The following is a 10,884-nucleotide window of genomic DNA, read 5'->3' on the forward strand; positions in this document are numbered from 1 at the left end:
ACCACGCCCGCGGGCTTGACCCGGCCACCCCGGCTGCGAGCCGATCGGGGGATGTGCTTTCGGGGCTGCAGCTCGGGAGAGTCGATCCGGACGACCGCCGTAGACGAGGAAGGTGGGGTGTCATGACTCCTGCAGAGGAAGGCGACGACCCGGACACCCCGGAGGCGCGCGGCGGAGCGGCCAGCGCTATTCCGGCTGCAGTACCGGGGTCCGCGCGGGGTTCCTTGGACCGGCGACGGGTGCTCGGTGCGGCCGTCGAATTCATCGACATGCATGGCTACGAAGCGCTCACGATGCGACGGCTCGGTGCGTACCTAGGGGTCGAGGGGATGGCCCTCTACCGGCACGTGTCCGGCCGGGAGGCCCTCCTGGACGGCGTCGTGGAAACCGTGATGGACGAACTGTACGGGGACCCCGACGTCTTGATGGCGCCCGATCACGGATGGCAGGACTTCCTGCATCGCCTGGCGCACGGTGTTCGACGCATCGCGCTCGCGCATCCGGCGGTCTTCCCGCTGCTCGCCAGTCGACCACCGGCTGCTCCGTGGGTTCGGCCGCCGCTGCGCAGCCTCCGCTGGTTGGAGTGCTTCTTGGGGGGCTTGATAGGCAGTGGTTTTCCTGATCACGCCGCCGTGGAGGCGTACCGGGCTTACACGAGTTTCTTGCTCGGGCATCTGCTTCTGGAGGTGTCTCAGAAGGGCGTGAAGATCTCTCCCGCGGACGAGGCCGAGGAGGCGCCTGCGCCGCTCGCGGACCTGACCGACTATCCCCACCTCCAGCGGCTGGAGCCACTGCTGTCACAGGACGAGTCAGCCGCTGAATTCGACGAGTCGCTCGAGAACCTCCTCGATCGCCTGGAGCGCCTCCTGCCGCCTCCGCGGTCACGTCGATAGCGGGGCGCCGGCGCACGTCGAGTGGCGAGTGGAGGTACTTGCGGTAGGACCAGGTGGGAGACAGCGCTCCGACTCTTGGTTTACGATGTACACACGCTGCCCCATACTGGGCGCCCCAGCAGACATCGACCCCGGAGCAGCCTTCTTGTCCGCAGCCCAGTCCCCTCGCGCGCCGGGATCCGTGTCCATCACCAGGACCGCCACGGGAAACGTGCTGAGCCTGCATGGCGAGATCGATGCGGCCACGGTGGCCGAATTCCAGCGCCGAGCCGACGAACACCGCACAGCATCGGCGGTGCCTGATGTCCACGTCATCGACTTCACCGAGGCGACGTTCGTCAACTCTATGGCGATCAGTCTCATCGTCCGGTTGACGGCCTCCTCCCGGCTCGCCGGCCGACGGCCGGTGATGCGCGGTTGGTCACGCCAGGTCCGTCAGGTGTTCGACATGGTCGGTCTCAGCGAGATGTTCGAGTGGTGATCTCTCCGGCACGTGAGCAACACATGAGCCGACGATGACGCTCGATCCACTGCGGCGGCTCTTGCACGCCGCCCATCTGACACCCGCCGACCGACTCGCGGGTGTCGCGGCCGAGCAGGCGGCCGCGCTGGGCTTCGCGGAGATGGCGATCTACCTCGCCGACTACGAGCAGCTCTCACTCATCCCCGTCCCGGGTGTGGGTGTGCCGCCGCGCCAGGAGCTTTCCGTCGACGGCACTCTCGCGGGGTTGGCATACCGGAGGATGGAACCGGCCACCTCGGACCGGCCGATCGGCGGTCATCGGCTGTGGCTGCCGCTACTCGACGGGGTGGAGCGGCTCGGCGTCATCGAGCTCCTCATCGACGGGTCGTCGCCGGCGACGCACGAAGACGCGGCGGCCTTGGCGTCGTTGGTGGCGGAGCTGGTCGTCGTCAAGGATGCACACAGCGACCTCTTCGCCCGCCTGCGCCGGCGCAAGGTGATGGACCTCGCCGCCGAGATCCAGTGGGACCTGCTCCCGCCGCTCACCTTCGCCAGCGACCGGGTCGTCATCACCGGCGCCCTCGAGCCGGCCTACGAGATCGGCGGGGACACCTTCGACTACGCAGTCAACGGCGACACCGCGGACCTGGCGATCCTGGACTCGGTGGGGCACGGACTGCGCTCGGCGATCCTGGCGAGCGCAGCTATCGGGGCCTACCGCCACGCCCGGCGGGAGATGCACGACCTCGCCGACATCAGCCTGCAGATGAACGCCGTCATCGCCGAGCAGTTCGCCGGCAGCCAGTTCACCACGGCCGTGCTGGCCCGTCTGGACCTGTCCACCGGCCGCCTCCGGTGGATCAACGCCGGTCATCCGGCACCCCTCGTCCTGCGAAACGGAAGCCTCGTGCACCCGCCGACTTGCCGGCCGTCCCGGCCGCTCGGCCTGCAGGACGGCAAGCCGTTCCCGTGCGAGATGCGCCTGGAGCCGGGGGACAGGGTTCTGCTGTACACCGACGGCATCGTGGAGGCGCGCTCTCCTCAAGGGCACTTCTTCGGCGAGGATCGCCTCGGGGACTTCGTGCTGCGGGCGGCCGCCGCAGGGGAAGCGGCTCCGGAGACGCTGCGCCGCCTGATGCGCGACGTGCTCACCCATCAAGCCGACCAACTCCAAGACGACGCCAGCATCGTCCTCTTGGAGTGGGCGCGGAACCCGCTTCCCCTCTCTGGCGTCACATCGGAGGGCGCGGCGGCGGTCAACCCGTAGACGTGCGGTTCCTCGCCCGGCGTAGGGCGACGATCCGCTCTTGCGTCGGTTGGCCGCTGGACTCATCCGGGGTCCGGTACGGGCCTCGCTCTCAAGCCCCCTGACCCGCTCCCGCACGGGAGCGGCACCAGTAGGCCCACACCACCTTGCGACCGGCCATTCTCAACCACCCGTGCGCCGTGCTCAGCCGGGCGACGAGGAGCAGGCCCATCCCGCCGTGTTCGGGCCTGCGACCCGTCACCAGCTCCGGCACGCCCGCCGGCTTTGCGTCACTGACCTCGACGAGCAACTCGCTCCGGCTGACGATCACCTGGGCGCGCACGGGCTGGCAACCGTGCCGGAGCCCGTTGGAGGCCAATTCGTCAACCGCTAGGAGGAAGGGCTCGGCGAGGGAATCGTCGGAATCGCCTGGCGCCAGGTGGGCGAGCTGGAGAAGTCCGCGGATCTCGGCGCGCATCGCGGCCAGTTGCGAGGCGGATCCGATGTCCCAGCTCCAGATGTTGCCGCCCCTCACCTCCGGGCTGGGCTCCTGCTCCCACGCGTCGGTGTCCATGAAGTTCCCCCGTCAGCCACCCGACACGGGAGGGTGCTTACCCGCGGGCCCTGCGCCGAAAGCTCCAACATTCGTGAAGCAAGGGGATGAATACACGAGCCGAGAAGTATGTGCCTTCAGGCGTCGGCGTTCCTACCGGTCGGCAATGAGGTGACGCTCAGCCGTCCTCCATAGCGTCGTGAGCCTCGTTGAGATCGAGGATGAGCTGCCCGGTTTCGAAGGGGCTGTAGGGACCGACGTGATCGATCAGTACGGTGGCGCCTTGTCCGTCCAACTGCGTCACCACGGCGTGGCCGAAGCGTCCTTGGTGAGCCGAATGCGGTGCAGAACGTTCACACCAGGACGGACAGGTCCTACCGCCGGGCAGCGCGGTGAGTGCAGTCATTCTCCGATGGTGCACCCGCGCCGTGGCATCGATGCCGCGCCGCGCCTGATGCGGACCCTTCTGTCTCGAATGCGGGCGGTGGGCCTCAGGGATGGCGCTGCGACAGCCGACGCCGGCTGTCGCTGCTCGATGGGCGAGCCGATGCGGCGTCGCCTACCGTCGGGGAGCCGACCCGGGCACCGGGATCCGAGGTCCTCGAGACACTCGGCACGAACCATACGAGTGGACCAACGATGCCCTCTACCGCGTGGGGCGAGCAGGCGCCCCCCATACCGGCCGACTCTCCTCGAGCGGTCTGGCAGTGGGCGCTGGCCAGCCCACTGGACGTGACCGCGTCCCGCATGCAGCTGCGGGCCACTCTCGACCACCGCGCTGGACATCTGCCCGACCGCGCCGAGCCCGATGACATCGACCGGCTGTTGCTGGCCTACGAGGAGCTTGCCTCCAACGGGCTGCGTCACGGAGCTCCACCGGTGGTAGTCGAGGTGACCGGTACCGCGAGTGGGTGGCTGATCGACGTCACCGACGCGGCGCCTGAGCACGGCCCAAGGCCGGCGATCGATCGTGACCCCGCCGAGGGTGGACTGGGCCTGTACCTCATCGCCGGTCTCTCCACCGCCTGCGGCTGGTCCATCGACGCTGGCCGCAAGCACGTCTGGGCCTGTATTCAACCGGCGTGATCGAAGCTTGAACTCGACTGACGTTAGGATCGATGCGCCGCGGTGGCCAGCCGGTCATGTGCGAGCGCGTTCTACCCCGGCGTACGACCGGGCTCCTCGGGTCACCGACCGGTCACCCTGTGGCGGCGGGATCTGTGGGAGTGGGCGTGCCCGACGGTAGAAGCGAGAACGGCGGTGCGGTGTCGGCCCCGCCCGTCGGTGCGGGACGTGGTTTCGCCGATGCGGAGGGCCGGTCGCGGATCGAGAGCCTCGGGGAGCGTGTGCTGGGGTCGCTGCTGGACCGGGCGCACCTCATGCCACCCCGCCTGGTGGGCCCGCTGGTCGCACAGGAGATCATCTCGGTCGGTGGCGCGGACGTGAGTATCTGGTTGCAGGACTATGACCAGCGGTCCCTGCAGCCGCTGACCGGACCGGGGTTGGTGGGGGACCCGGCGCCTATCGAGGGCAGCTGGCCGGGGCGGGCTTTCATCTCCGACACCCGGGTCGAGCAGGAGCTGCCCGACGGGTCCCGGCGGCTGTACCTGCCGATGCTCGATGGGTCAGCCCGCATCGGCGTCCTCGCCTTCACCCTGTCGGCCGTGGATGACAACGACCGCCGGTTGGCTCAACGACTGGCCGGCCTGACCGCTGACCTGCTGGTCACCAAGGCCGACTACACGAGCACGTTCGACCGGGTACGCACCGCCGAGCCGATGAGCCTGTCGGCGCATCTGCAGTGGCAGACCTTGCCGCCGCTGATCATGACCACGCCCGACGTGGCGCTGGCCGGCATCCTCGAGCCGGCGTACGACGTGGGCGGGGACAGCTTCGACTATGCCCTTGACGAGCATGTTCTGCACTGGGCGGTCTTCGACGCGATGGGTCACGGCCTGGAGGCGGCGACGATGGCCACCATCGTGGTCGCGACCTACCGGCACGGCCGACGCTCCGGTGCCTCGCTGCCGGACCTGTACGTGCACCTGGATGACGTGCTCTCATCGACCTACCCGGGCCGGTTCACCACCGCTCAGGTGGGGCAGCTGGACACTGAGACCGGCGTCTTGAGCTGGGTGAACGCCGGTCACCCCGCGGCGCTCCGGATCCGCCCGACCGGAGAGGTCACCGAGCTCGGCGGCCCGATCAGCCGACCCCTGGGGTTGGCTGACGCGGCTCCGCGGGTGCAGACCGCGCAGTTGGCGCCAGGTGACCGGGTGCTGTTCTTCACCGACGGCGTGGTGGAGGAGCGGCTGGCCGACGGCCACCAGTTCGGCGAGGCGCGGCTACGTGAATTCGTCGAGCGGACCAGCCGGGAAGACGTCAGCGTGTCCGAGACAGTGCGGCAACTCTCCCATGCCCTCATGGATGCCCGGGGCGGTCGGACCAGCGACGATGCCTCGCTGGTCCTGGTGGAGTGGCGCGGCCCGCCACGGGACGACGAACTGGCCCGCGGCATCATCGGTGGACTACCCGCCGGCAACATCGACAGATAGCAGACCGCCACAGCAAACGAACCGCCGCAGCTGGGTAGCAGGACGAGACTGCCGATCGCGCTGCCGGCGCTCGTTCGCGATGCCCGGCCTGAAACGGGACCACCGGCTGCTGCCGCGGGCCCTCCGGTTCCATCCCGGCCGGAATGGACGTGGACATCCTCGAAACTGCAGGAGCGTAGGGCGGTCGGGTCTGCCACAGTCTGGCGGCGGGATCCGCGGAAGGTGAGTGGCATGGCAGTACTGGTGACGGTGGCGACGAAGAACGGGTCGACCGGCGAGATCGCGCGGGTGATCGCGGACGCGCTGACCGAGCGTGGGGTGCCTGCGGTGGTGCGTTCGCCGGAGCAGGTGGACGACGTCAGCAGCTTCGACGGGGTCGTGCTTGGCAGTGCCGTCTACGCCGGGCACTGGCTGCCCGAGGCGATGGCGTTGGTGGACCGCGGCTCGGGCGCCTGGGTCGGCCGCCGGGTGTGGCTGTTCTCCAGCGGCCCGGTCGGGGACCGTGCGCGGTGGCTGACCCGGAAGATGAGCGCCGACCCCGTCGACTTGCCGAGGGTCCGCGCGGCGACCGGCGCGGTCGAGCACCGCATGTTCGGCGGCAAGATCGATCCGAAGACGCTGCCGGTCGCGCAGCGGGTGGCGCTGTCGCTGTTCCGTGGCATGCGGGGTGACTTCCGGGACTGGAACGCCATCCGCGGCTGGTCGGCCGGCATCGCCGACGCCCTGCACCACACGTCTGCTCGCTGACCGCAAGGAGGTTGACCGATGGCGCACATCGAGGGCGAAGTGCTCATCCGCCGCCCGGTCGAGGAGGTCTTCGACTTCGTCGCCGACAATCGCAACGAGCCGACCTACAACCGCAACATGGCGGTCTCGAAGAAGACCACCGACGGGCCGATCGGGGTGGGCACCCGATTCCGGGCGACCATGCGCAGCCGGCCCCGGCCGTTGCAGATGGAGGTCACCTACACCGGGTTCGACCGACCCCACCAGATCGCCTCCAACACCCGCATGAGCGCGGCGGACTTCAGCGGCACGCTCACCTTCACCCCGACACCGGCCGGCACCCGGCTGCGCTGGTCCTGGGAGGCGCGGCCGAAGGGCGTCATGCGACTACTTGCGCCGGTGTTGATCCCGATCGGGGCACGCCAGGAACGCCAAATGTGGATTAACCTGCGGGACCACCTGGAGGCAGGAAAGCCGGTCGCGTCGTGACCGAAGCCGCGACACCAGACCATCGGCGCTGCGTGCCCGCCGTGGCTGCAGCTGCTCGTTGAGAGGTCCCGCAGCCGCTTGAGCGCGGCAACGGTCGGGTGACCGGGCTCATCGACCCGTTCCCCGGGGAGCACCGCGTGCGCGCCGGTGCGGATGCCGTTAGGGGTTGCCGGGCGAGTAGGCGGTTTGATGCCCTCGGAGGCTGCGCCCAGCTGCCGGCGCAGGGTGGCGAAGCGCTCGGCGGGGCAGCCCTTGTCGGCGCTGAACCCCAGATCGAGCACGCCCAGGCCCTGGCGGCTCCGCTCCTTCACGGCGGCCACCAGTGAGGCCGAGCGCGGTCCGCTACGACGTGCTGCACGGCGCTGCCAGCCCAGGCTGGCTGAGGAGGACCGACCAATCACCAGCGGCAGGGGAGTGGCACGGCCGCAGCGCCCTTCCCACCTGCCCGGACACCTGGGGGGCGTTGCGGTCCTGACGTGAGCAATGCAAGGCCGTGACAGTCGCACGTGTGTACGGCGCCCTCACACGTAGGCGCAGGGAGCCTGCTGACAACGCCCCGCCGCGTATCAACGGCGGGCGAAATCTGACCCCCTGGCGGCGGCAGGCGGGTTCCACGGCTTGTCGCAACACTCCTGGTAGGCGAGGGGTGTACGAGTGGGACGGCGGGGCGCAAACGACAACTCGATCTTGAGTCTGAGTACTGGAAGCTGCTGCAGGCCGGCGTCGGCACCGTCACGGCCTGCAAGCTACTGGGCATCGGCCGCAAGACGGGCTGCTGTACACCGACGGAATCGTCGAGGCGCGGTCACCGCAGGGCGAGTTCTTCGGCGAGGAACGACTCGCCGACTTCGTTCTCCGCGCCGCGGCGGCCGGTGACGCCGCCCCGAGACCGTCCGGCGCCTGGTGCGCCTGGTGCGCCTGGTGCTGGCGCACCAGTCCGACCAGCTACAGGACGACGCCAGCATCGTCCTGCTCGAATGGCGCACCGGACGCGAGCTACAGCTGCTCGTGTGAGCGGGAGCGCTAAGGGTCAACTTGCCGTCCTCATCAGTGCGATATCTCGTCCGGACCCCAAGGCGCAGACCAGAGACTTGGCGCCAGTGCCAACCTCCCCCGTGCGGAGGAAGTCTGGCGGTTGCGCCCGGCCGAGCCTTAACTTTGCGCCCTGGCTTGCCGACATGGCCGTCAACAGCGTCGGCCACACGGCTGGCCCGCGTCACGAGGAGTGCACATGCAGGTCGCGACGGCCACCGGCCGCAACCACGTCATCACGGCGGGACGCGCTGACGGTCCGGTGCTGCTCTTCGCGCACGGCTTCGGCTGTGACCAGGACATGTGGCAGCGGGTGCTGCCGGCCTTCACCGACGACTACCGGGTGGTGCTCTTCGACCATGTGGGCGCCGGGAACTCGGACCTGTCGGCCTACGACCGGGCCAAGTACGCGACCCTAGACGGCTACGCCGCGGACCTGCTGCAGATCTGCGAGGAGCTAGACCTGCGCGACGTGGTCCTGGTGGGCCACAGCGTCAGCGCCATGATGGCGGTCGTCGCAGCAGTCGCCGAACCCACCCGCTTCTCCCAGCTCGTACTGGTCGCACCCTCCCCGCGCTACATCGACGACCCCACCAACGGCTATGTCGGCGGGTTCTCCCGCGAGGACATCGACGGTTTGCTGGAGTCGCTGGAGACCAACTACTTCGCCTGGGCGGCGGCCATGGCCCCGATGGTGATGGGCAACCCCGACGCCCCCGAACTCGGCGACGAGCTCGCCGGCCGGTTCTGCCAGACCGATCCCGACATCGCCCACGACTTTGCCCGGGTCACGTTCCTGTCTGACACCCGCGACCTGCTGGCCCAGGTCAGCACCCCGTCGCTGATCCTGCAGTGTTCCGAGGACCTGCTGGCCCCCACCGAGGTCGGTGACTACGTGCACCGGCAGCTGGCCGGCAGCACCCTGATCCAGCTGGCGGCTACCGGGCATTGCCCGCAGGTCAGCGCCCCGGAGGAGACTGTGGCGGCGATCCGTGACTACCTCGCCGCCGCCGTTTGAGGCCGCCCGCCGACCCGCGGACAGCCCCGGGCTGGCGGCAGGACAGGCAGATCCGGTCAGCACGACGCCGGCGGCACCGGCGAGGTCGGCCGGCTGGAATGCCACCCCTCCGGCGAGGACCGCCGGGCACGGTCCCACCGGCCGGGCAACCGCGGACGCTGTCACCCGATCCCGCGCAGGCGCCGACATCGGCGACGGCGTTAGCGAAGGTCTGACCGCTGTGGTCGTGGACTACGCCCAGCTCTACGACGACGCACCGTGCGGCTATCTGCTCACCGACGATGACGGCACAATCGTCGCCGTCAACGACACGTTCGTCTCCTGGACCGGGCACCCGCGAGCCGCCCTGCTGGGCACCCGGGTACAGAAGCTGATGCCCATCGGCGACCAGATCCTGTACTCCACCCACTGCATGCCCCAGTTGGCCATCGGTGGGGCAGTCGCCGAGATCGCGATCGAGGTGATCGCGGCCGGCGGACAGCGCCGGGCTGCGCTGCTGTCGGCCACCCGCACACCGGGCACCGCTGACCGGGCCGCCCAGGTCAAGGTGATCATCTTCAGCGCGCACGAACGACGCCGCTACGAGAAGGAGCTGGTGGCGGCACGGCGACGGGCCGAGGAATCCGAAGCCCGCCGGGCCAGCGCCGAAGCCGACCTCCACCACCTCGCCTGGCACGACTCGCTCACCGGTCTGCTCAACCGAGCCGGGCTGACCACCCACCTGGCGACGCCGTCCGGCAGCAGTGAGATGGGCGAGCATCACGGTGGCGAGCTGCGGGCCGATCCCCCCCAGCGGGGAGTGCTGTTCATCGATCTCGACCACTTCAAGGAGGTCAACGACAGCCTCGGGCACGCCGCGGGCGATCAGCTACTGACCGTGGTCGCGGCCCGGCTGCAGAACGCTGTCCGGAAGGAAGCCACCCTGGCCCGCTTGTCCGGCGACGAGTTCGTGGTGGTCGACACCTTCACTACCGACCAAGAAGCCGCGGCCCTGGCCGAGCGGCTGCTGGAGGCGCTGAACGCTCCACTGGTCATCGATGGCCTGGAGATCGTGGTGTCGGCGAGCATCGGTGCCGCGGTCGCACACACCGCCGAAGACACCTTCGAGGGATTGCTGCGACACGCCGATATCGCCATGTACCGAGCCAAGGCCCGGGGCCGCAACGGCTGGCAGCTGCACGACCTGACGCACGCCGACCCGGCGGTCGATCGGCTGCGGCTGCTCGGCGAACTGCGACGCGGCATCGAGCGCGGCGAGCTGCGGCTGCACTACCAACCGAGGATGAACCTCGCCGGCGACCACCTGGTCGGGGTGGAGGCACTCGTTCGCTGGCAGCACCCCACCCGAGGTCTCCTGCCACCGGGAGAGTTCATCGAGATCGCCGAGGACTCCGGACTTGTCCGCGAACTCGGTGTCTGGGTACTGGACGCCGCGATCACCCAGGCCGTGCAGTGGCACCAGGCAGGGCTCGGCGGCGGCAGGATCGAGATGGCGGTCAACCTGTCCGCGCGTCAGTTGGCCGATCCCCACCTGATCGACCGGATCACCCATGTGCTCACCCGCCGCGGCCTCGAACCCAGCCTGCTGGTCCTGGAGATCACCGAGACCGCCCTCATGGTCGACCCGGACGCGGCGTTGGCGACCCTTCATGCACTCAAAGCACTGGGGGTGGGTCTGGCCATCGACGACTTCGGGACCGGGTATTCCAGCTTTAGCTATCTCAAAGCATTCCCCGTGGACGAGCTGAAGATCGACCGGTCCTTCGTCACCGGGCTGGGCGCCGACACCGGCGACTCGGCGATCGTGGCCAGCTGCGTCCAACTCGCCCACGCCGTCGGACTGCGCGCTGTCGCAGAGGGAGTCGAGACACGCGCCCAGCAACAGGCGCTAGGGCGTGTCTCCTAACCG

The 10,884-nt window shown here is 69.2% G+C and carries 11 protein-coding genes; 9 read left to right on the forward strand and 2 right to left on the reverse strand.

The genetic code is table 11. The features are described 5' to 3' along the window. Positions 1-122 precede the first annotated feature (122 nt). The 3 genes from A6V29_RS03485 to A6V29_RS03495 all read left to right on the forward strand — a co-directional run bounded on the left by A6V29_RS03485 (position 123) and on the right by A6V29_RS03495 (position 2,623). Positions 123-893, forward strand: a complete 771-nt coding sequence (locus A6V29_RS03485; protein WP_137159005.1) for a TetR/AcrR family transcriptional regulator C-terminal domain-containing protein — start codon at positions 123-125, stop codon at positions 891-893. A gap of 181 nt (positions 894-1,074) precedes the next feature. Then, complete coding sequence (locus A6V29_RS03490; RefSeq protein WP_170977673.1) at positions 1,075-1,374, forward strand: STAS domain-containing protein; 300 nt, start codon at positions 1,075-1,077, stop codon at positions 1,372-1,374. A gap of 34 nt (positions 1,375-1,408) precedes the next feature. Beyond that, complete coding sequence (locus A6V29_RS03495; protein ID WP_137159007.1) at positions 1,409-2,623, forward strand: PP2C family protein-serine/threonine phosphatase; 1,215 nt, start codon at positions 1,409-1,411, stop codon at positions 2,621-2,623. Between the two features lie 91 nt (positions 2,624-2,714). Here the strand turns inward: A6V29_RS03495 and A6V29_RS03500 are convergent, their stop codons facing one another. Together A6V29_RS03500 and A6V29_RS03505 are read right to left on the reverse strand one after the other, a co-directional pair. Beyond that, positions 2,715-3,176 (reverse strand): ATP-binding protein, encoded by a 462-nt coding sequence (locus A6V29_RS03500; RefSeq protein ID WP_137159008.1) that lies wholly within the window; start codon positions 3,174-3,176, stop codon positions 2,715-2,717. 157 nt (positions 3,177-3,333) lie between these two features. Next, on the reverse strand, positions 3,334-3,561 hold the full coding sequence (locus tag A6V29_RS03505) for a hypothetical protein (protein ID WP_137159009.1): 228 nt from the start codon (positions 3,559-3,561) through the stop codon (positions 3,334-3,336). Between the two features lie 326 nt (positions 3,562-3,887). Here A6V29_RS03505 and A6V29_RS03510 point away from each other — a divergent pair, with 326 nt between their 5' ends. From A6V29_RS03510 to A6V29_RS03540, 6 genes are all read left to right on the forward strand, one after another. Then, positions 3,888-4,241 (forward strand): ATP-binding protein, encoded by a 354-nt coding sequence (locus A6V29_RS03510; protein ID WP_249932982.1) that lies wholly within the window; start codon positions 3,888-3,890, stop codon positions 4,239-4,241. A gap of 146 nt (positions 4,242-4,387) precedes the next feature. Next, positions 4,388-5,710 carry a PP2C family protein-serine/threonine phosphatase gene (locus A6V29_RS03515; protein ID WP_249932983.1) on the forward strand — a complete coding sequence of 441 codons (1,323 nt, stop codon included), beginning with the start codon at positions 4,388-4,390 and terminating at the stop codon, positions 5,708-5,710. A 231-nt stretch (positions 5,711-5,941) separates the two neighbouring features. Next, a complete protein-coding gene (locus A6V29_RS03520) occupies positions 5,942-6,457 on the forward strand; it encodes a flavodoxin domain-containing protein (RefSeq protein WP_212718968.1) in 516 nt (171 codons plus the stop codon). An 18-nt stretch (positions 6,458-6,475) separates the two neighbouring features. After that, positions 6,476-6,925, forward strand: coding sequence for an SRPBCC family protein (locus tag A6V29_RS03525; protein WP_137159011.1), 450 nt, complete (start codon positions 6,476-6,478; stop codon positions 6,923-6,925). Positions 6,926-8,156: 1,231 nt separating this feature from the next. After that, positions 8,157-8,975, forward strand: a complete 819-nt coding sequence (locus tag A6V29_RS03535; RefSeq protein WP_137159012.1) for an alpha/beta fold hydrolase — start codon at positions 8,157-8,159, stop codon at positions 8,973-8,975. A gap of 226 nt (positions 8,976-9,201) precedes the next feature. Beyond that, positions 9,202-10,881, forward strand: a complete 1,680-nt coding sequence (locus A6V29_RS03540; RefSeq protein ID WP_249932984.1) for a GGDEF and EAL domain-containing protein — start codon at positions 9,202-9,204, stop codon at positions 10,879-10,881. Positions 10,882-10,884 lie beyond the last annotated feature (3 nt).

Origin of the sequence: Blastococcus sp. CCUG 61487, from assembly GCF_005222955.1 — a bacterium.
Taxonomy (GTDB): domain Bacteria; phylum Actinomycetota; class Actinomycetes; order Mycobacteriales; family Geodermatophilaceae; genus Blastococcus.

Coding starts and splice junctions, on each gene's coding strand:
- A6V29_RS03525 (WP_137159011.1), top strand. CDS start 6,476: ATGGCGCACATCGAGGGCGAAGTGCTCATCCGCCGCCCGGTCGAGGAG.
- A6V29_RS03505 (WP_137159009.1), bottom strand. CDS start 3,561: ATGACTGCACTCACCGCGCTGCCCGGCGGTAGGACCTGTCCGTCCTGG.
- A6V29_RS03535 (WP_137159012.1), top strand. CDS start 8,157: ATGCAGGTCGCGACGGCCACCGGCCGCAACCACGTCATCACGGCGGGA.
- A6V29_RS03485 (WP_137159005.1), top strand. CDS start 123: ATGACTCCTGCAGAGGAAGGCGACGACCCGGACACCCCGGAGGCGCGC.
- A6V29_RS03500 (WP_137159008.1), bottom strand. CDS start 3,176: ATGGACACCGACGCGTGGGAGCAGGAGCCCAGCCCGGAGGTGAGGGGC.
- A6V29_RS03520 (WP_212718968.1), top strand. CDS start 5,942: ATGGCAGTACTGGTGACGGTGGCGACGAAGAACGGGTCGACCGGCGAG.
- A6V29_RS03495 (WP_137159007.1), top strand. CDS start 1,409: ATGACGCTCGATCCACTGCGGCGGCTCTTGCACGCCGCCCATCTGACA.